Origin of the sequence: Clostridium mucosae, from assembly GCF_024622765.1 — a bacterium.
Classification (GTDB): domain Bacteria; phylum Bacillota; class Clostridia; order Clostridiales; family Clostridiaceae; genus Clostridium.
Window position 1 is genome coordinate 137,216 of the sequence record NZ_JANKAF010000003.1, and the last position, 26,674, is coordinate 163,889.

The 26,674-nt window shown below is 29.4% G+C and carries 25 protein-coding genes; 20 read left to right on the forward strand and 5 right to left on the reverse strand.

Annotated elements, in window-relative coordinates:
- The first annotated feature begins 399 nt into the window (after positions 1–399).
- From NSA50_RS05575 to NSA50_RS05610, 8 genes are all read left to right on the forward strand, one after another.
- Positions 400–1,041 carry a redox-sensing transcriptional repressor Rex gene (locus NSA50_RS05575; protein WP_195266547.1) on the forward strand — a complete coding sequence of 214 codons (642 nt, stop codon included), beginning with the start codon at positions 400–402 and terminating at the stop codon, positions 1,039–1,041.
- Between the two features lie 254 nt (positions 1,042–1,295).
- A complete protein-coding gene (locus NSA50_RS05580) occupies positions 1,296–2,078 on the forward strand; it encodes a short-chain-enoyl-CoA hydratase (protein WP_257443599.1) in 783 nt (260 codons plus the stop codon).
- An 88-nt stretch (positions 2,079–2,166) separates the two neighbouring features.
- Positions 2,167–3,306 (forward strand): acyl-CoA dehydrogenase, encoded by a 1,140-nt coding sequence (locus NSA50_RS05585; protein WP_195266551.1) that lies wholly within the window; start codon positions 2,167–2,169, stop codon positions 3,304–3,306.
- An 18-nt stretch (positions 3,307–3,324) separates the two neighbouring features.
- Entirely contained in the window at positions 3,325–4,104 is a 780-nt protein-coding gene (locus NSA50_RS05590) for an electron transfer flavoprotein subunit beta/FixA family protein (RefSeq protein ID WP_195266553.1), read from the forward strand.
- A 21-nt stretch (positions 4,105–4,125) separates the two neighbouring features.
- A complete protein-coding gene (locus NSA50_RS05595) occupies positions 4,126–5,130 on the forward strand; it encodes an electron transfer flavoprotein subunit alpha/FixB family protein (protein WP_257443603.1) in 1,005 nt (334 codons plus the stop codon).
- A 19-nt stretch (positions 5,131–5,149) separates the two neighbouring features.
- Positions 5,150–5,992 (forward strand): 3-hydroxybutyryl-CoA dehydrogenase, encoded by an 843-nt coding sequence (locus NSA50_RS05600; protein ID WP_257443605.1) that lies wholly within the window; start codon positions 5,150–5,152, stop codon positions 5,990–5,992.
- A gap of 326 nt (positions 5,993–6,318) precedes the next feature.
- Positions 6,319–7,260 carry a DNA-3-methyladenine glycosylase family protein gene (locus tag NSA50_RS05605; protein ID WP_195266560.1) on the forward strand — a complete coding sequence of 314 codons (942 nt, stop codon included), beginning with the start codon at positions 6,319–6,321 and terminating at the stop codon, positions 7,258–7,260.
- 474 nt (positions 7,261–7,734) lie between these two features.
- A complete protein-coding gene (locus NSA50_RS05610) occupies positions 7,735–8,688 on the forward strand; it encodes an N-acetylglucosamine kinase (protein WP_257443609.1) in 954 nt (317 codons plus the stop codon).
- 185 nt (positions 8,689–8,873) lie between these two features.
- On the opposite strand, the gene NSA50_RS05615 is transcribed toward NSA50_RS05610, so the two are convergent.
- The 3 genes from NSA50_RS05615 to agaV are packed head-to-tail and all read right to left on the reverse strand — an operon-like array spanning position 8,874 to position 11,004.
- Positions 8,874–9,701 (reverse strand): PTS system mannose/fructose/sorbose family transporter subunit IID, encoded by an 828-nt coding sequence (locus NSA50_RS05615; RefSeq protein ID WP_195266694.1) that lies wholly within the window; start codon positions 9,699–9,701, stop codon positions 8,874–8,876.
- Positions 9,691–10,503 carry a PTS mannose/fructose/sorbose/N-acetylgalactosamine transporter subunit IIC gene (locus NSA50_RS05620; RefSeq protein WP_257443614.1) on the reverse strand — a complete coding sequence of 271 codons (813 nt, stop codon included), beginning with the start codon at positions 10,501–10,503 and terminating at the stop codon, positions 9,691–9,693. Before NSA50_RS05620 ends, NSA50_RS05615 begins: the two co-directional genes overlap by 11 nt.
- 24 nt (positions 10,504–10,527) lie before the next feature.
- Positions 10,528–11,004 carry a PTS N-acetylgalactosamine transporter subunit IIB gene (gene agaV / locus NSA50_RS05625; RefSeq protein ID WP_195266690.1) on the reverse strand — a complete coding sequence of 159 codons (477 nt, stop codon included), beginning with the start codon at positions 11,002–11,004 and terminating at the stop codon, positions 10,528–10,530.
- 450 nt (positions 11,005–11,454) lie between these two features.
- Here agaV and NSA50_RS19870 point away from each other — a divergent pair, with 450 nt between their 5' ends.
- Positions 11,455–12,624, forward strand: coding sequence for a helix-turn-helix domain-containing protein (locus NSA50_RS19870; protein ID WP_195266688.1), 1,170 nt, complete (start codon positions 11,455–11,457; stop codon positions 12,622–12,624).
- Positions 12,625–12,904: 280 nt separating this feature from the next.
- Here NSA50_RS19870 and yajC read toward each other — a convergent pair whose 3' ends face one another.
- Entirely contained in the window at positions 12,905–13,183 is a 279-nt protein-coding gene (gene yajC / locus NSA50_RS05635) for a preprotein translocase subunit YajC (protein WP_243242203.1), read from the reverse strand.
- A gap of 1 nt (position 13,184) precedes the next feature.
- Positions 13,185–13,616 carry a PTS sugar transporter subunit IIA gene (locus NSA50_RS05640; RefSeq protein ID WP_195266684.1) on the reverse strand — a complete coding sequence of 144 codons (432 nt, stop codon included), beginning with the start codon at positions 13,614–13,616 and terminating at the stop codon, positions 13,185–13,187.
- Positions 13,617–13,786: 170 nt separating this feature from the next.
- On the opposite strand from NSA50_RS05640, the gene nagA reads away from it, so the two are divergent.
- From nagA to NSA50_RS05695, 11 genes are all read left to right on the forward strand, one after another.
- The gene (gene nagA / locus NSA50_RS05645) at positions 13,787–14,926 is read left to right on the forward strand and encodes an N-acetylglucosamine-6-phosphate deacetylase (protein ID WP_257443615.1); all 1,140 of its coding nucleotides are present in this window, start codon (positions 13,787–13,789) and stop codon (positions 14,924–14,926) included.
- Entirely contained in the window at positions 14,926–15,450 is a 525-nt protein-coding gene (locus tag NSA50_RS05650; protein ID WP_195266680.1) for a hypothetical protein, read from the forward strand. The genes nagA and NSA50_RS05650 overlap by 1 nt, the downstream gene beginning before the upstream one ends.
- Positions 15,451–15,597: 147 nt before the next feature.
- Positions 15,598–16,761, forward strand: coding sequence for an SIS domain-containing protein (locus tag NSA50_RS05655; protein WP_257443617.1), 1,164 nt, complete (start codon positions 15,598–15,600; stop codon positions 16,759–16,761).
- 83 nt (positions 16,762–16,844) lie between these two features.
- Positions 16,845–17,702, forward strand: coding sequence for a tagatose bisphosphate family class II aldolase (locus NSA50_RS05660; protein WP_308463892.1), 858 nt, complete (start codon positions 16,845–16,847; stop codon positions 17,700–17,702).
- A 210-nt stretch (positions 17,703–17,912) separates the two neighbouring features.
- Positions 17,913–19,403 (forward strand): 4Fe-4S dicluster domain-containing protein, encoded by a 1,491-nt coding sequence (locus NSA50_RS05665; protein WP_195429929.1) that lies wholly within the window; start codon positions 17,913–17,915, stop codon positions 19,401–19,403.
- Positions 19,404–19,708: 305 nt separating this feature from the next.
- A complete protein-coding gene (locus tag NSA50_RS05670) occupies positions 19,709–20,998 on the forward strand; it encodes an O-antigen ligase family protein (protein ID WP_257443622.1) in 1,290 nt (429 codons plus the stop codon).
- Between the two features lie 224 nt (positions 20,999–21,222).
- On the forward strand, positions 21,223–21,507 hold the full coding sequence (gene groES, locus NSA50_RS05675) for a co-chaperone GroES (protein ID WP_008680972.1): 285 nt from the start codon (positions 21,223–21,225) through the stop codon (positions 21,505–21,507).
- Between the two features lie 14 nt (positions 21,508–21,521).
- A complete protein-coding gene (gene groL, locus NSA50_RS05680) occupies positions 21,522–23,147 on the forward strand; it encodes a chaperonin GroEL (RefSeq protein ID WP_195266670.1) in 1,626 nt (541 codons plus the stop codon).
- Between the two features lie 224 nt (positions 23,148–23,371).
- The gene (locus NSA50_RS05685; RefSeq protein WP_257443625.1) at positions 23,372–23,782 is read left to right on the forward strand and encodes a type IV pilin protein; all 411 of its coding nucleotides are present in this window, start codon (positions 23,372–23,374) and stop codon (positions 23,780–23,782) included.
- Positions 23,783–24,083: 301 nt separating this feature from the next.
- Positions 24,084–24,833, forward strand: a complete 750-nt coding sequence (locus tag NSA50_RS05690) for a prepilin peptidase (protein WP_257443626.1) — start codon at positions 24,084–24,086, stop codon at positions 24,831–24,833.
- A 138-nt stretch (positions 24,834–24,971) separates the two neighbouring features.
- The gene (locus NSA50_RS05695) at positions 24,972–26,663 is read left to right on the forward strand and encodes a GspE/PulE family protein (protein ID WP_257443627.1); all 1,692 of its coding nucleotides are present in this window, start codon (positions 24,972–24,974) and stop codon (positions 26,661–26,663) included.
- The last annotated feature ends 11 nt before the right edge of the window (positions 26,664–26,674 follow it).

Below are 26,674 nucleotides of genomic sequence, written 5' to 3' on the forward strand. Positions count from 1 at the left end.
ACTAGGTTGAGAACATTTCAGGCATAAGGGAAGCATACAAGATCATTATCTTGTTTACAGAGCATATTAATAAGGCTTTGTATAAATTTGAGACTTATGTATAACGGATCTGCTACGTTATACATAAGTCTTAATTTTTTTATGTAATATAACTACACTAAATTTTATATGAAAATAAAATTTGTTAAAAATATATAAGAAATGTATAAATTGGCAATAATAATAGTATGTAAACTTATATGATTGAGAAAAAATTAACTATTTTATATGAATTTTAGCTTGTTAAATAGTTAACCTAAGTTGTTTTAAAATTATGATAAAAGTGGTAAAATAATAATTATAAATAAGAATAATATTGTTTTAATATATAAGATAAGAGAAAGTAGGAGAATATATAGTATGGATAAGAAAAAGAATATTTCAATGGCTGTAATCAAGAGATTACCAAAATATCATAGATATTTACAAGAATTGTTAAGAAACGATGTGGATAGAATCTCTTCAAAAGAACTTGGAGAAAAAATAGGATTTACGGCATCACAAATAAGACAGGATTTAAATTGTTTTGGTGATTTTGGTCAACAAGGATATGGATACAATGTAAAGGACTTATATAATCAAATTAGCATTATATTAGGATTAAATAGAGAATATAAGGGTGTAATCATCGGAGCCGGAAATATAGGTCAGGCAATAGCAAATTACAGTAGATTTTCTCAAATTGGATTAGATATAGAAGCAATATTTGATGCAAATCCAAAACTTATAGGAATGAGAATAAGAGATATAGAAATACAAGATATAGATATACTAAAAGATTATCTTGAAGATAATAACATAGATATAGGTATAATTTGTGTTCCAAGAATTAATGCACAAAAGGTATGCGATACTTTAGTGGAAAATGGAGTAACAGGTATATGGAATTTTGCACCTGTTGATTTAATAGTACCAGAAGATATAACAGTAGAAAATGTTCATTTATCAGAAAGTTTATTGACATTAATATATTTATTACATGATAAAAATGAAAATAAATAACTAAATTGATAATTGGATTAAATTAGAAATAGTTATTGCAAAAGAAAATTTTAAAGTTTATAATAATAATTGAAGCATCTGCTTCAATTATTTTTGCTTATGATTGTTATAAGATTAACAAATTTGTTGTTTTATGATACATATTAACATTAATATAATTTTTAATATGTTTTAAATGCAATTATAAGATACTACATGGGTTATGTCTATTGAAAAAACTTAATATAAGCATGGATAAAAGGGAGGATTCTATAATGGAATTAAAAAATATAATTCTTGAAAAAGAAGAAAATCTAGCGATTGTTACAATTAATAGACCTAAAGCATTAAATGCATTAAACTCAGAAACATTAAAAGATTTAGACGTAGTATTAGAAGACTTAGAAAATGATAGTAATATTTATTGTGTTATATTAACAGGAGCTGGAGAAAAAGCTTTTGTCGCAGGAGCTGATATTTCAGAAATGAAAGATTTATCAGAGGAAGAAGGAAAAGAATTTGGCCTTTTAGGAAACAGAGTTTTCAGAAGATTAGAAAAATTAGACAAGCCTGTAATTGCAGCAGTATCAGGATTTGCTCTTGGTGGTGGTTGTGAATTAGCTATGGCTTGTGATATAAGAATAGCTTCAGAAAAGGCAAGATTTGCTCAACCAGAGGTTGGTCTTGGAATAACACCAGGATTTGGGGGAACTCAAAGGTTAGCTAGACTAGTTGGAGAAGGTAAGGCTAAAGAGCTTATTTATACATGTGCAACTGTAAAAGCAGAAGAAGCACTTAGAATTGGTTTGGTAAATAAAGTTGTAGCTCTTGAAAATTTAATGGAAGAAGCAAAAACTATGGCAAATACCATAATAGCTAATGCTCCAATAGCAGTTAAGTTATGTAAGGATGCTATAAATAGGGGAATGCAAGTTGATATAGATACAGCTGTAGAAATTGAAGCTGAGGATTTTGGGAAATGCTTCTCTACAGAAGATCAAAAAGAAGGAATGGCAGCTTTCATGGAAAAGAGAGCTAAAAATTTTTTGAATAAATAGTCAGAAAAAATAAAATATAACGAATTATCGCAATATTAAAACGGAAGTGTTTAAGTAAAAAGGGTGCAATATCGAGGAGGTATAATAAATGAATTTTCAATTAACTAGAGAACAAGAATTAGTAAGACAAATGGTTAGAGAATTCGCTGTGAATGAAGTAAAACCAATTGCTGCTGAAATTGATGAGACAGAAAGATTTCCAATGGAAAATGTTAAAAAGATGGCTGAACTTGGAATGTTAGGAATTCCATTTGCTAAAGAATATGGCGGAGCTGGTGGAGATACTCTTTCTTATATTTTAGCAGTAGAAGAACTATCAAAAGTTTGTGGAACTACAGGGGTTATAGTATCTGCTCATACTTCTCTTTGTGCTTCTTTAATAGAACAATTTGGAACAAAAGAGCAAAAAGAAAAATATCTAGTAGATCTTGCAAGTGGCAAAAAGCTAGGAGCTTTTGGATTAACAGAACCAGGAGCAGGTACAGATGCAGCAGGACAACAAACTGTAGCCGTGTTAGATGGAGATAATTATATATTAAATGGATCAAAGATATTTATAACAAATGGTGGAGTAGCTGATACATTTATAATTTTTGCTATGACTGATAGAAGTAAAGGAACAAGAGGAATTTCAGCATTTATAGTTGAAAAAAGTTTTGAAGGCTTCTCAATTGGTAAAAAGGAAGATAAGCTTGGAATTAGAGGATCTTCAACAACAGAATTAGTTATGAGTAATTGTGTAGTACCAAAGGAAAACTTAATTGGACAAGAAGGTAAGGGCTTTGGTATAGCTATGAAAACTCTTGATGGTGGAAGAATTGGTATAGCAGCTCAAGCTTTAGGAATTGCAGAAGGTGCATATGATGAAGCAGTTGCTTATATGAAAGAAAGAAAGCAATTTGGAAAACCATTATCAGCATTCCAAGGACTTCAATGGATGATAGCAGAAATGGATACTAAAATTGAAGCTGCAAGACATTTAGTTTATAAAGCTGCTTGGTTAAAAGATAATAGACTTCCATATTCAGTAGATGCAGCAAGAGCTAAGCTTTATGCAGCAGAAGTTGCTATGGATGTAACAACTAAGGCAGTTCAAATATTTGGTGGATATGGATACACTAAAGAATACCCAGTTGAAAGAATGATGAGAGATGCAAAGATAACTGAAATATATGAAGGAACTTCAGAAGTTCAAAAGATGGTTATTTCAGGAAATGCTTTAAGATAATAGGGGGAGGATTTATAAATGAATATAGTAGTTTGTTTAAAACAAGTTCCAGATACAACAGCTGTTAAAATTGATCCAAAGACAGGAACTCTTATAAGAGATGGTGTTCCGTCAATAATAAATCCAGAAGATAAGCATGCTTTAGAAGCAGCCTTAACTTTAAAAGATAATGTAGGTGGAAAGGTTACAGTAATAAGTATGGGACCTCCTCAAGCAAAAAATGCATTAAGAGAAGCGTTATGTATGGGGGCTGATGAAGCTATACTTATAACAGATAGAGCTTTTGCTGGTGCCGACACATTAGCTACTTCAAAGACTTTAGCAGGAGCAATAAGAACCTTAGAATATGATATAGTTTTTGCTGGAAGGCAAGCTATAGATGGGGATACTGCTCAAGTTGGACCAGAAATTGCAGAACATTTAAATATACCTCAAGTAACATATGTTCAAGATGTTAAGGTAGAGGATGATGGATTATTAATAAATAGAGCATTAGAGGACGGCTATGAATTAATAAAGGTTAATACACCAGTTTTATTAACAGCTATAAAAGAATTAAATGAGCCAAGATATATGAATGTTAGATATATCTTTGATACTGCAAATACAGAAATAAAAGTTTGGTCAGCAGACGATTTAGAAGTAAATAAAGAAGAATTAGGACTTAAAGGTTCACCAACAAAGGTTAAAAAGTCAATGACTAAAGAAGCTAAGGGAGCAGGCGAATTAATAAATGAAGTTCCAGGTGAAGCTGTAAAATATGTATTAGGTAAATTAAAAGAAAAACACTACATCTAGGAAATATGGGAGGTAAAAAAGATGAGTTTAGCAGATTACAAAGGCGTATGGGTATTTGCAGAGCAAAGAGAAGGAGAGCTTCAAAAGGTGTCTTTAGAGTTACTTGGTGAAGGAAGAAAAATTGCAGATAAATTAGGTGTAAAATTAACAGCTCTTTTATTAGGAGATAATATAAGAGATTTAGCTGATACATTAGGAAGACATGGAGCAGATGAAGTTATAGTTGCAGAAAATGAATTATTAAAGCACTATACTACTGATGGTTATACAAAGGTTATTTGTGACTTAGCAAATGAAAGAAAGCCAGGAATTTTATTTATAGGAGCAACTTTCATTGGAAGAGATTTAGGACCTAGAGTAGCTGCAAGATTATCTACAGGATTAACAGCAGACTGCACAGTTTTAGATGTTGACATTGAAAAAGCAGATTTATTAGCTACAAGACCAGCATTTGGTGGTAACTTAATGGCTACAATTGCATGCCCAGATCACAGACCACAAATGGCAACAGTAAGACCTGGAGTATTTGAAAAGCTTCCAGATGAAGATAGAAGCTTTACTGTAGAAGAAGTGGAAGTAAAAATCTTAGATTCAGATATCAGAACTAAAATAGTTGAAATAGTAAAAGAAGCTAAGGATATTGTTGATATAAGTGAAGCTAACTTTATAGTTTCAGGTGGTAGAGGAGTAGGAGCAAAAGAAAACTTTGCTATTTTAGAAGAATTAGCAGAAGCTTTAGGTGGAACAGTAGCAGGATCAAGAGCAGCTGTTGAAAATGGCTGGATAGAAAGAGATTATCAAGTTGGTCAAACAGGTAAGACAGTAAGACCTACTATATATATAGCTTGTGGTATTTCAGGTGCAATACAACACGTTGCAGGTATGCAAGATTCAGATTTAATAATAGCTATAAATAAAGATGCATCAGCTCCAATAATGAAAACAGCTGATTATGCAATAGTTGGAGACTTGTTAAAAGTTGTTCCAGAAATGACAGCTCAAGTAAAGGCAATGAAAGAGAATTAAAATTGGGAGGTTTTTTAATATGGAAAAGATTTTTGTTATAGGTGCTGGAACTATGGGAGCAGGTATAGTTCAAGCTTTTGCTCAAAAGGGCTATGAAGTAATAGTTAGAGATATAAAAGACGAATTTGTTGAAAGAGGTATAGCTGGGATTAATAAAGGGCTAACTAAGTTAGTTGCTAAAGGAAAGATGACTGAAGAAGATAAGGAAGCTGTTCTTTCTAGAATAACTGGAACTACTGATTTATATCTTGCAGAAGATTGTGATTTAGTAATTGAAGCTGCTGTTGAAAATATGGAAATTAAAAAGAGTATATTTGCTGAATTAGATGGAATTTGTAAAGAATCTACTATATTAGCTTCTAATACATCATCTTTATCAATAACAGAAGTTGCTTCAGCAACAAAGAGACCTGATAAAGTTATAGGAATGCATTTCTTTAATCCAGCTCCAGTAATGAAGCTAGTAGAAATTATAAAAGGTATGGCAACATCAAATGAAACCTTTGATACTATAAAAGAATTATCAGTAGCAATTGGAAAAGAGCCAGTAGAAGTTGCAGAGGCACCAGGATTTGTTGTTAATAGAATACTTATACCAATGATTAATGAAGCATCATTTATTCTTCAAGAAGGAATAGCTTCAGTTGAAGATATAGATACAGCTATGAAATATGGTGCAAATCATCCAATGGGGCCTTTAGCTTTAGGAGATCTTATAGGTTTAGATGTATGTTTAGCTATTATGGATGTTTTATATAATGAAACAGGAGATACTAAATATAGAGCAAGTAATCTTTTAAGAAAGTATGTTAGAGCTGGATATCTTGGAAGAAAGAGTGGAAGAGGATTCTACAATTATTAAAAGTTAAATCTAAATAGGATTTGATTTGCTTAGCTTATTAAGATAGAGGAGTTTATTTAATTCCTCTATTTTTTATATTTAAAATGATAATAGCCACATTAAAACATTAATATGTTAGAAGATTAGTATATTTATTTAATAAAATTAAGAGAAAATATTATTATTGGATATCAATTATCCATTTTGTTTATAGTATGATATAATTTATAAAGAGTAAATTTTTAATATTAAGTTATCCGTTGAGGGGGAAAAGGCAACCTAATAAGAATAGTTTATTAATATCTCGGGGATAAATAATATATTAATGATATATATGAGGTGAAAAAATGGATTTTAAAAATGTTTTATTTGAAGATAATAAAGTAATAATACAAGGTACAAAGAATTTTAATATAAAACAAATATTAGAGTGTGGACAATGTTTTAGATGGGATAAGATAGAAGATAATAACTATATCATAGTTGCTTATGGAAGAGTTATTGAAGTAGTTCAAAATGATGATGAAGTTATTATATTAAATTCAAATGAAGAAGATTTTAATAATATATGGAAAAATTATTTTGATTTAGAAAGAAACTATGATGAAATAAAAGATGAACTTGCAAAAGATGAAATACTTAGAAAGAGTGTTGAATTTGGATATGGTATAAGAATATTAAATCAAGATCCTTTTGAAATTCTTATAAGTTTCATAATATCTGCAAGAAATAGCATTCCTTCAATAAAGAAAACTGTTAAGAAGATATGTGAAAAATGGGGAGAAAAGATAGAGTATAAAGAAAATGAATATTATACTTTTCCAACTCCACAAGCAATTAAAGATGCTACATTAGAAGAAATCCAAGAAACAGGAGCATCTTTTAGAAGTAAGTACATATTAGATACAATTAAAAAAGTAAATGAAGCTATAGAAGTTAAAGAAGAAATTAAATTAAATCCTAATAAGTATGCTGAAAGACCGGAAATATTAGATTTTGATTTAGAATATATAAAGTCATTAAATGATGATGAATGCCATATAGCACTTCAAAAATTTATGGGTGTTGGTGCTAAGGTAGCAGATTGTATAATGCTATTTTCAATGACAAAACACTCAGCGTTCCCTGTAGATGTATGGGTAAAGAGAGCTATGATTCATTTTTATGTGGCACCAGATGTTTCATTAAACAAAATGAGAGTATTTGCAAGAGATAAATTTGGAGCTTTATCAGGAATGGCTCAGCAATATTTATTCTACTATGCAAGAGAAAACAAAATTGAAGTATAGAATTTTAATAAATTGAGAATATAAAGGCTAAGATAACTAGATATGTTCCATAAGCTAAATAGCTACACAAAGAAGTACTAGGCTTGGAAAACCTACTATGCCAAGAGTTTTGGTTAACTCGCTGCGCTCAAACAATTAAGCAACACTAAGGCCTAGCAGTTTTTCCTTCGCCAAGTACTTCTAATTGCTTGCTATATGCTTATTTCACGGTCTATTTATCTTCGCTAACTTATATTTCTCCACTTAAAATTATTAAATGAAGAATTAGTCTCATTAATACATATCATTATGTTTACGTAGTCTTTATATTCGCAATTTATTACTATTGGAATTTAATAATAATGAATATATAATTAAATTGATGGATTTTAATATAATATATAAAGTAATAAATACAGATTATAGGTAATAAGGTTAGTAATAATACGTGTAATACATCCAATCACATATATAAATGTAGTAGGGGGAAACAAAATGTATTATTTAGGAATTGATGGTGGAGGCACTAAAACAAAGTATCTATTAGTAGATGAAAAGTTACAAAAGGTATGCGAAAGAGAAGGAGCAACTATACACATTCATCAAGTTGGAGTAGAAGGCATTAAGAGTGAGCTAAGAGAAAATATTTCAAAGATATGTGAAGAAGCAAACATTTCTGTAAAGGATATCTCATACGCATTTGCAGGGGTACCCGGATATGGTGAAAGCTTAGATGATATGGTTAAAATTGATAGAGCTATAAAAGAAGTTATGGAAATACCGTATTCAATTGATAACGATGCTGTTAATGGTTGGGCAGGAGGAACTGCTTGTAAGCCAGGTATAAATGTAGTAGCAGGTACAGGAAGCATAGCTTATGGTAGAAATGCAGAAGGAAAGCTAGCAAGATGTGGTGGTTTTGGACCAGGAATAGGCGATGATGGAAGTGCTTATTGGATTGCACTTAGAACGATTAATGAATATACAAAACAAAAAGATGGAAGAAGTGAAAAAACGGTTTTAGTTGATATACTAGAAAAAGAATATAATATAACATATAGATATGAAATTGTTGATATTGCATTTAATAGATTGAAATTTAATAGAACAGAATTAGCTAAGTTTTCAACAATATGCTTTTTAGCAGCAGAAGCGGGATGCCCAGCTTGTAAAAATATATTTAAGGATGCAGCAAAAGCTATATTTGAACACATATCTGCTATATCAAAAGAATTAAATTTCAAAGAGGAGTTCGTTGTTTCATACACTGGTGGTGTGTTTAAATCAGGTAAACATGTTTTAGAGCCACTTAAAGAAATGATAAATGAATCAGGATTAAAGTGCCATTTACAAGAACCTGCACTTGATCCTTGGAATGGATCTGTTTTATTAGCATATACTTTAGCTGGTAATACAGTACCTGATAATGTAAAAGAAATATTTAAGTAAATTATAAAAAGGTATTTTTGAAATATATAAGATATAAATAAGTAAGTGGATTTTAAAGAAGAATTTGTTCTTTTTTATACTGAGATAGAAAAGTTTATATGTTTATAAAGTTGAGAATACTATAATTATATTAATAATTAAAAAGAGGACTGCTAATAAATAGCATGTCCTCTTTTTGAAGTAAATTATTTAGCCCAAATTTTAAAGAATCCACCAACTATACCAATTACAAGTAATAAACCTATACATGCAACAGGAGTCCATTTTCTTTTCTTAATTAAGTAGAATAACATTAATGTTAGAGCTAGTGGAAGCATTTGAGGAAGAACACCATCTAATATATTTTGTATATTAATTGGAGCTTCTCCATTTGGTATTTCAATAGCTAGTTTTGTTGCACCATAGTTTGAAGTAAGAGCTCCAACTATGAATACTCCTAACATAGAAGCTGAACGTGTAAATTCTTTAGCATTTTTTGTCAAGATATCAATTGCCTTTGAACCTAAGTTATATGACCAATGCATTAACCAATATCTAAGTCCAAATTGAACACCATTAAATATTAGCAAGAATAGTATTGGACCAATTAAGGATCCACCAATAGCCATGTTAGCAGTGATACCAGCAGTAATTGGAACTAATGTGAACCAGAAGATAGCATCTCCAATTCCACCTAAAGGTCCCATTGCAGCAACACGGACAGCACGAATAGTATTAGTATCAGCCTTTTGTTGCTCTAATGACATAATTATACCCATAACAAAAGTTACAAGGAATGGGTGAGTATTAAAGAATTCTAGATTGTGTTTCATTGATTTTGAAAGGTCTTCTTTATTAGTATGAATTTTTTTAAGTCCAGGTAATATTCCATATAGCCATCCAGCAGCCTGCATTCTTTCATAGTTAAATGAAGCTTGTAAGAATAATGAACGCCAAACCATTTTATTCAAAGTTTTCTTATCAAGTTGTTTGGCAGGAGTCAAATCTTTATATAATGTGTTATTAGATTCCATCTTCGTCATCTCCTCCCATTCCTATATTTGCTGAAGCAGCTTTCATTTTTACATTAATTTGGAAGTCGTAAATGCATATTGCTAGTCCAATAAATGCAATTAATAATAAAGCTGAGCTACCTAAACCTTCAATTTTGCCTATAATAGTTGCAAGTGCAAAACCTGCAAAGTAAACTCCCCATAAGTCATTTGATAACATAATACGTAATAAAATTGCGAATCCAACATAACGCATCATTTTACCAGCAGCACTAAGTCCATCCATGAACCAAGCATATTTTGTTGAGAAGTCGGATAGCCACTCACCAGCAGCACTACCGACTATTAAACCTATAACAACTACAAGTGCAAAGAATAATCCTAAAGCAGCCATTGCGCCATAGTTAAGTCTTTCGATGCCTTTTGTATCTGCATTATCAGCATATTTATCAGCTTTTGACATTAATGGTGACATGATTGTGAATAATAATGTAACACAATATTGTCCTATTAATGCAAATGGAACTGCTAATCCAACTGCGGCAGCTGGATCTAATTTAGAAGAAATGGCAAATACTACAGCCATTATTCCTCCGATAACTGCATTTGGAGGTTGAGCTCCACCTACAGGCATGTTACCGATTGTCATTAATTGATAAGTACCACCTACAATAAGTCCAGTTTGTAAGTCTCCAAGAATTGCACCAATAACAGCTCCTGATACAATTGGTTGATACAATGATTCTAGGAAACTATATTGGTCAATAGCTGCAATAAATGCAAATACTGCAACCAATAGAATTTGTATAATATTAAAATCCATTTAGCATTCCCCCGTATTATTTAATTATTTAAATATCTTATCAGTACTTTCTGAATTTTCAGTAGGGACTCTTCTTATTTCAAGCTCTACTCCTAATTCCTTTAACCTTTTGAATGCTTCTACATCTTTGTCATTTACTGCAACAGAGCCAGCAACTTGTCTTTTTCCTTCTGCCATGTGCATGTTTCCAATATTAACTTTTTTTATTGGGACACCACCTTCAACAAGTTTTAATACATCTGCAGGAGTTTCACAAACTATAAATATAAGTTGTTTAGCACTAGCTTTATGAATAGTAGTTATAGTTTTTTCAATTGTCCAATATCTAGTTGAAGCGTAAGATGGTGCTGCCATATCCATTAGGCCTTGTCTTAATTTATCTTCAGCCACAACGTCATTTGCAACTAGAATCAAGTTTGCACCAATAGAACCACACCATTGAGTTGCAACTTGTCCATGAATTAATCTATTGTCTATTCTTGTTAATATAATATTTGGCATATTCTCACCCCCTTTTATGTAAACAATTTATTTTGATTGAATACAAGGATATTATATAATTAATATAAATAATAATCTTTATACTTTTTGGTGTTTAATTTATTCTTTTTAACAACGTTTACACAGGGGTTTTGAAAATGTGTAATTTAAGTGGTAATATATACATATATTTATTTATATATGTTTCAACTAATTATCTTTATCACTATACTGTTATATGATTAAAAGTTAATAGATTTATCTAAGTAAATAAGCAAAATTGAAAGCACATAGTATTTTGATTAAGGTCTTAATCATTATGGTTGAAATTTAAGATGCTTCTCTAAATAAAATAGTAAAATTTATATCCTATTTTTTACATACATCTACTATATTAAATTAATATTGATTAAAAATAATAAAAAGTTACATTTAAAATGAAGTTATGAATTTATAGTGAGGTGATTTATTGTGTATGATAAAACAACAAATGTTGAGTTTAAAAAGTATGGTTTTATTTATGATGAAGCTAAAGATGTAGAGAAGGAAAATTTGATATTAAAGCAAATTGTAACTAGTGATAAGGTTATTTCTAGTTTATATAATTTTTCAGAAGCAGTATATATAGAAGTTGTTGAAGGAATGGCGGCTATACTAATAAGTGATTCAAGTAATGGTAATTTCAAGCTTTTTGCAATTCATAGAAAGCTGGAGATAAAGCCTAATATGTATTTTAATGTTATTTCTATGACATCTCAAACTACTTTTAATTTGATAATACCATTAGGGTACAACCTTAAACTTGAATTTTTAAATAAACCATATGTTTATAATAGAATATTACCGACTATAAATATTCCAGAAATAATAGCATATTACTATACAATTAAAAGTCCAAATTATAAATTTAAGGGTGAAAGGCATAATTTATATGAATTAACATTTGTGGATAATGGAGTTTTAAATACATCTATTGATGGCGTTGATTATACATTAAATCCATATGACTTGGTTATATATGGAAAGAATCAATTTCATACTCAATCTGTAAATAGCGATTCATCTTGTTCATATTTAACAATTATTTTTGATATGGAATCTGATGATGATAGCTCAATATGTAATAGGATATTTCATTGTAGAAAGGAATTATATAATGCAGTAAGAACTTTTGCAAAAAATATATCATCAAATACAATACCATATTCAGAAAATCTTATTTTGAGCAATTTTCATGAAATTATAATTAGATTGTTTCAATACGATTATTTAGAGGTGGATGATAGCAAATTGCCCAAAGAATCATATCAGCATTTTCAAGATGAACTATTGGAAAGAATAATAGAATATATAAATAAGAATGTTGAATCTCCAATAGGTATAGGAGAACTTTGCGAAAGATTTTCAGTTTCCAGATCATCATTGCAAACTTTATTTAAAAATAATTTAAATATATCTCCGAAGAAATATATCAATGATTTAAAATTAGCTAAGAGTAAGCAGTTAATTAAAGAAAATAAATATACTATTAGTGAAATAGCATTTATGTTAGGATTTAACTCAATACATTACTTTTCAAGAGCCTTTACACAACATTATGAAATAAGTCCTAGCGAATATGCGCAAACTTTATTTAAATAAGAAGAAAATGCGTAGTCTGAAAAATCTATTTAATATAAGATTTATCCAATTTCAAGTAAGTTTTTTATTGCTTTAAAAAGTTAATCTCTTATTTTTATAAAGGGGGTCGCGTTTCGCGACCGCCTTTTAAACCATTGATTTTTACTTACTTCAGGGCACTTTCAAATTTGAAAAGAAATTTTTGTATATTATTTATATGTGCAAAAAAATGGAAGTTCTAATTCGAACTTCCATTTTTATAGTCTAATATAAAAATTTATTTTGATACAGCGCTTCTATTTTATAGAATATTTTGAATTGAATATCTAGATATAGTTATTACTGTATTTTTAGCAATTTCAACTTCTACTTGTTCTTCTTTTACAGATACTATTTTTCCATAAATTCCACCACAGAACATTATTTTCATTCCAGGTTTTAATTCAAGATGAACTTCCTTTAGTTCAGAGGTTCTTTTTTTTATGTTTTTAGCAGATATAAATAGTAGTATTAAGGCTCCAATCCCTAATAATACAGCAACAGTGATACATGTCCATATAACTACTTCCCAATTTATCATTTTAGATACCATCCTCACTTTCATTATCTTCATGAGCTATGAATTCATATTTTATAATACCATTTTTACCTACATCTATAGCTGATTCAGATAATGAATATAAATCATCTATAATATCCTTAGTCATGGATATTTCAAGAAGCATAGGTAAATTAGTACCGCAAATTACTTCCATGGGCTTGTCTATTTCCATTTTAACTTCTACTAATGTTTTAAAGGGTGATCCCCCAGGTAAATCACTAAGGGCTAAAACGTTATCACAATTACTTAAATTTTTTAATGAAGTATAATATTTTTTCTTTAAGTCTTCTATAGAATCTGCTTCCTCAAAGTCAACGTATTCTATATTAGAAGGTTCTCCTGCAATTAACTTTAAGGAGGTGTGCAATCCTGATGCAAAGTTACCATGTCCGCTAATTATTAATCCTATCATTTTATCATCTCCCAAAATAGTTTGTACATATTGATAATTATAATTATAATGTAGAGTTATTTAAATTCAATAAGTGTGGTAAAAGATATAAGATATATGTTCAAAAGTGCAAATATTAGCTGGATAAACTTATGTATAATGAGATTAAGTTAATTTAGGAGGTATGCCATGTGTTAATACAAAGTAAAAAAGTATGGATTGCTGATCAATTTATTCCAGCTCAAATTGAGATTGATGATAATAAAATAGTCAATATCTATGCTTACAATGAAAAGGTAGATGCTTATGATTATGGCAGCAAGAGGATTTTACCAGGTTTTATAGATATTCATTGTCATGGGGCATATGGATTTGATACAAATGATGCAAATGAAAAAGGTTTGAGAAATTGGACAAAGGGTATAGTAAGCGAAGGGGTTACCTCGATACTACCTACTACTATAACTCAAAGTAAAGAAGTACTTCTTGAAGCTCTAAGAAATGTTGCAAATGTAGTTGAAAATGGATATGAAGGAGCAGAAATATTAGGAATTCATTTTGAAGGTCCTTATCTTGATATGGAATACAAAGGTGCTCAGCCCAAAGAATATATAGTTAAACCTACCATTAAAGAATTTCAATCCTATCAAAAGGCAGCAAAAGGATTAATAAAATATGTAACTTTAGCTACTGAAATAGATGAGGATTACTCACTTACAGAATATTTATTTAAAAATAACATAGTGGTAAGTATAGGCCATTCGGCATCTACATATGAAGATGCAATATTTGCTTTTGCTCATGGAGCTAGGTCACAAACTCATGTATATAATGGGATGACTCCATTTAATCATAGAAAAAATGGATTAGTTGGAGTAGCACTAAGGGTTAAAGGAATTTATGGAGAAATAATTTGTGATGGAAATCACTCTACTACCACAGCTTTGTATAATTTCTTTAATGCAAAGGGACCTGATTATGGGATTATGATTACGGATGCTCTAATGGCAAAAGGGTTTGAGCCAGGTACTAAATTTATTTTTGGTGGAAATGAAATAGAAATTTATGAAGATGGAAGTGCACATTTAATAGAAACAAAGGGTCTAGCGGGCTCTACATTGAGGATGAATGATGGTTTAAGAATATTAGTTGAAGAAGCTATGGTACCGTTTAATTATGCTATTAATTCATGCACTATTAATCCAGCCAAATGCTTAGGTGTTGATAAGCGCAAGGGAAGGATAGGGGTTGGATATGATAGTGATTTAGTAATTATAAATGATGACTATTCAGTATATCAAACATATTGTTTAGGAAAGGCGATGTTATAGTGAAAAAAGATTTTGTTAATTTAGCTGGGAATAATATATATTTGGATCTTTACGGAGAAGCAGTTTATTATAATTTCTTTGACAAAAATGGATATATTGTATCTAAACAAATAGAGCAAAAGTTTAAGGTATTTTATCATAGATACTCAATTATATTTATCGTTATGATTTTATTAGGAGATTATTTTAAATCTTTACAAAATACTTTTTTAATTGGTATTGGAGTAGTAGCGATAGTAGAACTATATTTTAGATTTATCTTTTTAAAACAATTAAAGGTAATTAAAAACTTTAAGAGAGAACGTAAGACATCAATGCTAGAAAGTATAGTCAGAAGCAATGAAAAAGAAAAAATAGTGATGAAAGCTTGTGCTTATGCTTTATTAAGTGTTCTTATTGTAATAAATGCAATACAACAAAACTTTAACGTAATATTTCTAGCTTTAAGTATATTAGGTGCAGTATATTGCCTCTATATAGGTATTATAAATGTTATTGCCTTTAGTAAAATTAAAAAAGCTTAAAATGTAAGTGTTTTTATTAAAGGTGATAGGTAATAAAGTACATGTGAATATATCTATAGTGGGTAATTTTAAGTGTACATTAAATGATAAAAATAAAAAATAACATGAATATTAATGATTACATTAACAGGTGCAGGAGGTATTAAAATGTTTTTTGGAATGGACAATGAAAAACTTAAGGGGCTTAGGGCAACTTATACAGCTACAGAAATAAGTCAGCAACCTAAGTTATGGGGAGAAACGTACAATATAATAAAAGAAAATGAAGAGAAAATAAAAAGTTTTTTTACTAGAAGATTAAAAGATAATACTAGAATAATTTTAACTGGAGCAGGAACTTCAGATTATGTTGGAGATACAATTTATCTATATTTAGCAAAAAAATTAAACTTAAGAGTAGAAGCAATTGCTACAACAGATTTAGTATCAAATCCTTATGAATTTATTGAAGAAGATATACCAACAATTTTAGTATCATATGCAAGATCAGGAAACAGTCCTGAAAGTGTTGGAGCTTTTGATTTATTTCAGGAAAATGTAAAAGATATATCACAGTTAGTAATTACATGTAATAAGGATGGAGAGCTTGCTAAGAAAGCAGAAGGAAGTAATAACAACCTTTGTATATTAATGCCTGAGCTTTCAAATGATAAGAGTTTTGCAATGACAAGTTCTTTTAGCTGTATGCTATTAGCATCATTATTAGTATTTGATATTAATAATTTAGAAGAAAATAAAAAATATTTAGATATAGTGATTAATCAAGGAAATTCAATTTTAAACAATAAGTGGAAGGATATAAAGGAGTTAGTTGATTTAAATGCATCAAGAGTAGTTTATTTAGGATCAGGTATATTAAAAGGATTATGCCAAGAAATGGCTTTAAAAAATCTAGAGCTAACTAGTGGTAAAATAACTACAGTTTGTGAATCAGTATTAGGATTTAGACATGGCCCAAAATCAATAATAAATGATAATACTTTAGTGATATTTATGAATTCTACTAATAAATACACAAATCTTTATGATATGGACCTTATTAGAGAAATAAACTCTGATTCAGGAAATCATAAATTAGCTGTAATAAGTTATGAAAAGAATGCAGAGTTAAATAATATATGTGATAAATATATAGAAATAGATGGACAAGTAATTCCTGAAGTTTATACAGTATTTAATTATATGTTATTTGGACAAATGTTTGGATTATTTAATTCACTTAAATTAGGAATTTCACCTGACAATCCAAGACCTGATGGAACAGTTAACAGAGTTGTTAAAGGTGTAGTCATTCATAAATATAATAAATAAGCTTTTTTTATGAAAACAAAAACTAAAGATGAATTTAATCAAGAAGACAGAATATAAAAATTTATTAATAGGAGTTGAGGTAGATTATGAAAATATTATCAACAAGAGAAATGTTAAAAAAAGCTCAAAGAGAAGGATATGCTGTACCAGCATTTAATATTCATAACTTAGAAACTCTACAAGTAGTTGTAGATACAGCAGCTGAATTAAAATCACCAGTTATTTTAGCGGGAACACCATCAACAATACTTTATGCAGGTGGAGAATATATAGTATCTATGGCAGAGGTTGCAGCAGAAAAATATAATATTCCAATAGCTATACATTTAGATCATTTTGAAGATGTAGAAGAAATAAAGCATTATGTAGATTTAGGATTCAAATCAACAATGATAGATGCATCACATTCAGATTATGAAACTAATATAAAGATTGTCAAAGAAGTAGTTGAATATGCTCATAAATTTGATGCTACAGTAGAAGCTGAACTTGGAAGATTAGGTGGACAAGAAGATGATTTAGTAGTAGATGAAAAAGATGCTATGTACACTAATCCAAAGCAAGCAAAAGAATTTGTTGAGAAAACAGGAATAGATTCATTAGCAATAGCAATAGGAACAGCGCATGGATTATATAAGGGTGGCGCAAAGCTTGATTTTGATAGATTAAAGGAAATAAGAGATATGGTAGATGTTCCTCTAGTTTTACATGGGGCATCAGATGTACCAGACGATTTAGTAAAGAAAGCAATTTCTCTTGGAATATGTAAGGTGAATGTAGCAACAGATTTAAAAATACCATTTTCTGATGCAGTAAAAAAATTCTTCAATGATCATCCAGATGCTAATGACCCAAGAAAATATATGACACCTGGGAAAGAAGCAATGAAGAATATAGTTTCTCATAAAATAATGGTTTGTGGAAGTAATGGAAAAGCTTAATTAAATTAGCTTTTAGACAAAAATGTAATAATGTATTTGAGAGGAAATAATATGAAGGCGTATGCTGACATATTATTTTCTTTCATATATAAGTGTTTTTATCCAAAATAATTTTCAGAATATTTAGAATTTAACGAATTGGTATAAATTTACTGGTATAATGGTACTGGGGAGTATTGGTTTTATTTTATTAGATAGGAGGATTTTGGTATGTTTCAATTTGAAACTCAGTTAAAGAAACTTAAGCATGAGGTGCTAACAGAAGTTGCTAAGTTAGCTAAAGATGGTAATTTAACCACAGAATCAATAGAAAAGATTCCTTATGAAATTATTAAGGGCGATAAAGCTATGTATAGATGTTGCGTATATAAGGAAAGAGCTATTGTTTTAGAAAGAGCAAAATTGGCTGCAGGATATTTAGCTAATGGAGATAATGTGGAAGATGAATTTGTTGATATCAAAGAAGATGATCAAATAATATACGTTATTGAAGCAGCTTGTGATAGATGCCCAATAAATAAATACAGTGTTACAGATTCTTGTAGAAATTGTTTAGCTCATAAATGTCATGAGGCTTGTAATTTTGGAGCTATAACTTATGTTGCTGGAAGAGCATACATAAACCAAGAAATTTGTAAGGAATGTGGAATGTGCAAAAAGGCATGTCCTTATGATGCAATTGCAGAAGTTATGAGACCTTGTAAGAGAGTATGCCCTACAGGAGCTTTAGATATAAATCCAGATGATAGAAGAGCAATGATAAAGGAAGAAACATGTGTTAATTGTGGAAGTTGTATGAGCGCGTGTCCTTTTGGAGCTATTTCTGATAAGAGCTTAATAGTTCCTATAGCAAAGAGGCTTGCAAGAGGAAGAAAGATGTATGCTGTAGTAGCACCTGCTATAACTGGTCAATTTGGAGCAAAAACGCCATATGGAAAAATAAAAAATGCAATTAAGAAATTAGGTTTTGTAGATATGATTGAAGCAGCCTGTGGAGCAGATGCTGTGACTGTTCATGAAAGCGGAGAATTTTTAGAAAGATTAGAAAATGGACAAAATTATATGACAAATTCTTGTTGCCCTGGTTTCTTAAGTTATGTAGAGAAGATGTTCCCATCAGAAGTAGAAAAAGTATCAGGTACAGTTTCTCCAATGATAGCAACAGCAAGATTTATAAAGCATAATGATCCAGATGCAAAAGTTGTATTTATTGGACCATGTACTGCTAAAAAGAGTGAAGCTGTTAGAGAATCTGTAAGGGATGCAGTAGATTATGTTTTAACGTTTGAAGAATTACTAGCATTATTTAGTGCTTTTGAAGTAGATATAGATAGTTGTGATGAAGATGTAGTTGATGATGCTTCTATATATGGAAGAGGATTCGGAGCACATGGAGGATTAACTGCAGCTATAGAAAATTATATAAGAAGCCAAGGGTTAGAAGTAAACTTTAATCCAGTAAAAGTATCTGGAGGAATAGAAATAAAGAAAACAATGACTATGGCAAAAATAGGTAAATTACAAGGGAACTTTATTGAAGGTATGATGTGTGAAGGTGGTTGTATAAATGGGGCAGGAGCCCTAGTGACACCATTTAAGGCTAAAGGTGTTTTCAATAAGATAAATGCTCAAGCTACAAAGAAAGCTGTAATAGATAATGAAACCCTTGATGAATATAAGAATGTAAACTTAGAAAGATAGTTATAAATTGAGAATTAAACCTAATGATATGTATTAACTTTCCGATTTTTATATAATTTCGAATACAATTCTAAATTTAAGATATCTAAGATGACTAAATTTTTATAACTCGCTGCGCTCAGACAATAAAAATTCTTAACGCCATCTTAGATATCTTAAATAAGAATTGTAGTTTCTCATTATAATAAAATCTCCAATTTAATACATATCATTAATGAGGATAATTCTTAGTTTAATGGTTTGAAGTGGGAAAATATAAGTTATCGTAGGCTTTATTTTCGCAATCTCTACCAGTGGGTGTTAGGATGGAAAGTATAAATAAAAAAGTAAGGGGAGCTCTTACAAAAGAAATTGATTTTAAAATTTTAGTGAACATAATCTTATATTCTGTGATAGTTATAATGCCATTCATAGTTGTAAATGTATCATCACCTAGATATGTAATTGGTAAGATGATATTTCTTTACGTAGTTGGTGTAATTTCTATTATTGCATTAATTGGATTAAAGGTAACAGAATTTAATATTGAGCATAAGATAGCATTAGTGTTTATGTTAACTATGTTAATTCCAAGTATATTATCACCACAGAAATATGTAGCTTTTATTGGCAATATTCAACGGAATGAAGGCTTCGTAATGTATTGCATTTATATTCTACTTTTTATACTATCTTCTAAATATTTTGTTATAAATGAAAAACTTATAAATCTAGTATTAATTTCTTCATGTGTCATGGGTATATATGGGATACTTCAATTTTATAACATAGATCCTGTACAGTTTTGGATGTTTGGATTTATATCAGTAAGTGATTCTATTGGAATGATAGGAAATAGAAACTTTTTTTCATCATATTTATGTATATTTTTATTTATAAGTATGGCAATTTATATTTTTTATGAAGGAAAAAGATATTTAATATATTCAATTATATTATTTGGGTCATTAATCACTACATTAACTCGTAGTGGGTGGCTAGCTTTTTTAGTTTATTCACTTATTGGATTAATTTTTATAATAAAAGATAAAAAGAGAATAAAAAAATCAGTGGTTGTATTTATATCATTTTTAAGTATTTTTTTATTATTAAATTTATCTACTAATTGTAAGATTATTGGGCGTGCAACTAACAGCATTGTAATTGATGAAACTGGTATAACAAAAGTTGAGGATAGTGGTAGAATTGAAATATTAAACATATCATGGAATGCATTTAAAGATCATCCGTTTATAGGGTGGGGGCCTGATACATTAAAATATAGATTGGATTCACAGTATAGTGAAAGTCATAGAGAGTATATAAATAAGCATGGTGCTTATATAGATAAATCACATAATGAATTTTTAGAATATGCAGTTAGTAATGGGATATTTAATTTAATAGCTTACCTATTATTAATTGGAGTAATAATATATAATCTGATTAAAAGTATTAGAAATGATTTATCTAAGTTACTCTTACTAACGCTAATAGGGTATTTAGTACAATCATTTTTTAATATTAGTGTAATAATGGTAGCACCAATATTTTGGATATTTTTAGGATTCTGTGTCAAAGAAAAAGAATTTGAATTAAATGAAAAAATAATTTAAATAAATACATGTATAAAATGAAGAAAATAAATAAAAGCTTGAGAAAATGGAAAATAATTAATGAGAAGTGGTAATATTTATAATATATAGGGTAATAATATATTAGGTAACATTTGAAAAATACAAACTAAAAGATTATCATAAATTTGTTAGCACTTATCTATGGTGAGTGCTAATATAAAAGGGTAATTAAATTTATAGATATAAATAGGAGGGATTTTTTTATGAACATTAAGCCACTAGCAGATAGGGTAGTAATAAAGAAGTTAGAAGCAGAAGAAACAACTAAAAGTGGAATAGTTTTAACAGGGACAGCAAAGGAAAGACCACAAGAGGCAGAAGTTGTAGCTGTTGGACCAGGAGCTATAGTTGATGGAAATAGAATAGCAATGGAAGTTAAAGTTGGAGATAAAGTACTTTATTCAAAATATGCAGGTACAGAAGTTAAGGTTGAGGGTGAAGAATATACTATTTTAAAACAAGATGATATTTTAGCAATAGTTGAATAAGGGAGGAAAGAATAATGGCAAAAATGATTAAGTTTAGTGAAGACGCAAGAAGAGCAATGCAAGTTGGTGTTGATACGTTAGCAGATACAGTTAAGGTTACATTAGGACCAAAAGGAAGAAATGTAGTTTTAGATAAAAAGTTTGGAGCACCACTTATAACTAATGATGGTGTTTCTATAGCAAGAGAAATTGAATTAGAAGATCCATATGAAAATATGGGAGCACAATTAGTTAAAGAAGTTGCAACTAAGACTAATGATGTTGCAGGGGATGGTACTACTACAGCAACTCTTTTAGCACAAGCAATTATAAGAGAAGGCTTAAAGAATGTTACTGCTGGATCAAACCCAATACTAATTAGAAATGGTATTAAAATGGCTGTAGATAAGGCTGTTGAAGAAATAAAGAAGATTTCTAAGCCTGTTAACGGTAAAGAAGATATAGCTAGAGTTGCAGCTATTTCAGCAGCTGATGAAGAAGTAGGTAAGCTAATTTCTGATGCTATGGAAAAGGTAGGAAATGAAGGCGTTATTACTGTTGAAGAATCAAAATCAATGGGAACTGAATTAGACGTTGTTGAAGGAATGCAATTTGATAGAGGATATGTATCAGCATACATGGTAACTGATACAGAAAAAATGGAAGCAGTTTTAGACAACCCATTAATATTAATTGCTGATAAAAAGATTTCAAATATTCAAGAGTTACTTCCAATACTTGAACAAATAGTTCAACAAGGAAAGAAATTACTTATAATAGCTGAAGATGTTGAAGGCGATGCAATGACTACATTAGTAGTTAATAAATTAAGAGGAACTTTCACATGTGTAGCTGTAAAAGCTCCAGGCTTTGGAGATAGAAGAAAAGAAATGCTTCAAGATATAGCTATATTAACAGGTGGAACAGTTATATCAGAAGAGCTTGGAATAGACATAAAAGAAGTGACTTTAGATATGCTTGGACAATGTGAAAGCATCAAAGTTACAAAAGAAAATACTACAATAGTTAATGGAAGAGGAAATAGTGAAGCTATTAAAGAAAGAGTATCACAAATAAAAGCTCAAATCGAAGAAACTTCTTCAGAATTTGATAAAGAAAAATTAACTGAAAGATTAGCTAAGCTAGCTGGTGGAGTTGCAGTAATTAAAGTTGGTGCAGCAACAGAAACAGAATTAAAAGAAAAGAAATTAAGAATAGAAGATGCTTTAGCAGCAACAAAAGCAGCTGTTGAAGAAGGTATAGTACCAGGTGGTGGTGCTGCTTATGCAAATATAATTAATGAAGTAGCTAAGGTAACTTCAAATGTTCCAGATACACAAGTTGGTATTAATATAATAACAAGATCATTAGAAGAACCAATGAGACAAATTGCAACTAATGCAGGTGTTGAAGGTTCAGTTATTATAGAACATGTTAAAAACTGTGAAGCTGGAATGGGTTATGATGCATTAAATGGAGAATATGTAAACATGATTAAAGCTGGTATAGTAGATCCAACTAAGGTTACAAGATCAGCACTTCAAAATGCTGCGTCAGTAGCATCAACATTCTTAACAACAGAAGCTGCTGTTGTTGAAATTCCTCAAAAAGAAGCTCCAATGCCAGGAGCACCAGGAATGGGAATGGACGGAATGTACTAATAAATTTTAAATTTAGGAACTTAGGGATTCTAAGTTCCTTTTTTTATGTTTAAAATAGTACAAAGTTCAAGATTTTAAAGTTCAAGATTTTAAAGTTAATTCAAAATATATTTGATATATAATAAATATAACCTTTATATTGATTTTAAGTGCATTAAGATATTATAATTTATAATGTATAATAAACAAAAAGAGGAATAAAGAAAAAACTTTGGAGGTACAATATGGAAGGTAATATGAATAGAAAAAGAAAGGGTAAGTTTACTATATTTGATTTAATTGCAGTAGTAGTAATAATAGGAATATTAGTAGCTATATTAGTACCTAGTTTTAAAAAGTATTCTATTGACTCAAAAAAGGCTGAAGTAAAATCTATTATGAGGGAATTTGTTCTAGCAGTAGAAACAACTGAAATAAGTGATAAAGTTGAATTTTCTAATACAGACTCTATAAAAACTATAGAAGCAAATAATAAGGAAAAGCTAGATTCAATAAATAAATACATAAATAATCCAGAAGATTTAAATAAAATAAAAGATTTAACTATAGAAGAAGCAAATCAAATTATAAATAATGAATTAGACTTTGAAATCAATAAAGATGGACAATTTTTAAGGGTAATAAAAGAGAATTAGGGGAATTTAGCTTATATTAAATATAAAGATATCGGATATTAAGTATAAAATAGTACTTTTATCCGATTTTTTTGTTTTATAACCGAAATAAAAATTTAATATTGACTAAAAAATACAATTAATGGATAATATTTGAATAACATGAGGGTTTTAAAACTCATTATATAACTTATAAGTATAATATAATTCAATAGTATAATTCATTTATTTAATTCTTAAAAAGTTTAAAATTAAAAGCGCAAAAGAAATGCTTATATAATGACAAATAAATATATTAGTTTATAACTTTAAGGAGGTTATTATGGAAATTTTGATATTAATAATAGGGTTGTGTATAGGAAGTTTTTTAAATGTATGCATTTATAGAATACCTAGAGAGGAATCCATTGCTTTTCCGCCGTCTCATTGTACAAGTTGCGGATATGAACTAAAAGCAATAGATCTTATTCCAATAATAAGTTATTTATTTTTAAAAGGAAAATGTAGAAAATGTGGGGAAAAGATATCTATAAAATATCCTTTGGTTGAGCTACTAAATGGAGTGCTATATTTATTAATATTTCTAAAATTTGGGCTAAGTTTAAATTTTGTATTTTATAGTCTTTTAACTTCTTTATTAATTGTTATATCTTATATAGATTTAGAGTGTAAATATATATATTCATCTACTACTATTTTTGGAGTAGTACTTGCTGCTATTTATATATTAATAGGATTATATACTAAAGATGCAAGTATTGTTAATAATCTATTAGGTGGAGTTATTGGATATGGAATTATATATTTGATAGTAATAGTCACAAAAGGGATGGGACAAGGTGACGCAGAGATTGCAGGATTTTGTGGGTTTTTTTTAGGAATTAAAGGTATTTTAGTTAGTTTATTTATAGCTGTTATTCTAGGGGGATTAGTAGCAGCAATAATATTATTATTTAAATTAAAGGATAGAAAATCAGAAATTGCTTTTGGACCATACATAGCTATTGGTTCAATTGTGTACATTTTCATAGGAAAGGAATTATTGTCGTTATATTTAAATTTTTTATTTTAAAAAGTGAATTTAATTTAAGTTTATATTCTGATTGAAAAAGCAATATAGCTATATTAATATTAAAATAAGTAAACTAAATGGTCAAAAAAGGAAATTTTTTAACAAATAAAATTAAAATTAAACATAGGAGCGGAGTTTATGGCTATAGTTCAAAAGAAAAGACTTGGAGATATTTTAGTAATGGCAGAAAAAATAACTCCTTTTCAACTTCAAAATGCATTAAAAGCACAAAAGCTTTTAGGTAAAAAATTAGGTGAAGTTCTAATTGAAAGTGGAATTGTTTCAGAAGAAGATATTATAGATGCTATAGAAACTCAAACTGGAATTAAGAAAATTGATTTGAATAATGTTAATTTTGATAAAAAGGCCATTAAGATAGTACCTCAAAATCTTTGTAATAAATATAATTTAATAGCATTTGGATTTGAAGAAGAAAAAATAATGGTTGCACTAGCAGATCCATTAAATATATTTGCAATAGATGATATTTCTATATCAACAGGTTTAAGCGTTAAGACATTTATTGCACCTAAAAAAGACATTCATAAATTTGTTCAAATAAATTATAGTACTGAAGAAGTTAACAAGGCGGCAGAAGAACTGTTAAAGGAAACTTTAGAGTCAAAAAGTATATCGTTAGATGTTGAAGAAATTGATGATGTAAAAAATGCTCCAGTTGTGAAAATGATAGAGCATTTATTTAGAAATTCAATTGAAATGAGGGCATCAGATATACATATAGAACCATATGAAAAGGAAATAAGAATAAGATATAGAATTGATGGTGAGCTTACAACTATAAATACTCTTGGAATAGAAAGCTTAGCACCATTAATAACTAGAATAAAAATACTTGCAAATTTAAATATAGCCGAAAAAAGGATACCTCAAGATGGAAGAATAATAACTAAGGTTGGAAAGACAGATGTAGATCTTAGAGTGTCCATTTTACCAACTGTAAATGGTGAAAAAGTAGTTATAAGAATTTTAAATAGGGATAATTATAGGTTAGGTAAAGAAAGGCTTGGTTTAAGTAAAGATAATCTTAAGAAGCTAGATAATATAGTATCTAGCCCTCATGGAATAGTACTTGTTACTGGACCAACAGGAAGTGGAAAATCCACAACTCTTTATACAATTTTAAGTGAACTTAACTCTAACAATGTAAATATAGTTACAATAGAAGACCCTGTTGAATATACATTAAATGGTATTAATCAAGTTAATGTAAATACTAAGGCTGGATTAACATTTGCTAGTGGACTTAGGAGTATTTTAAGACAGGATCCAGATATAGTGATGATAGGGGAAATAAGAGATGAGGAAACTGCTCAAATAGCTATAAAAGCAGCTATTACAGGACATTTGGTTTTAAGCACACTCCACACTAATGATGCTCCATCATCTATGACTAGATTAGTTGATATGGGAGTTGAACCTTACTTAGTTGCAACTTCAATTTCTGGAATAATTGCTCAAAGATTAGTAAAAAAAATATGCAACAATTGTAAAGAAGAATATATAGCTTCAGATTACGAAAAACATACATTTAATATAAGAAATAATGATACCTTAAAATTATATAGGGGTAAGGGATGTGGCCATTGTAATAATACTGGGTATAATGGTCGAATAGGTGTATATGAAATAATGGAAATAACAAGAGAACATAGAGATGCAATAAATAGAACTAGGGATGCAAATATCTTAAAGGATATATCTATAAAACATGGAATGACAACACTTGCGGATGAATGTAAAAAGCTAGTTTTGGATGGAATAACTACTATAGAAGAACTTGCAACTATAACTTTATTAAGGGATATATAAGGGGTGATAAG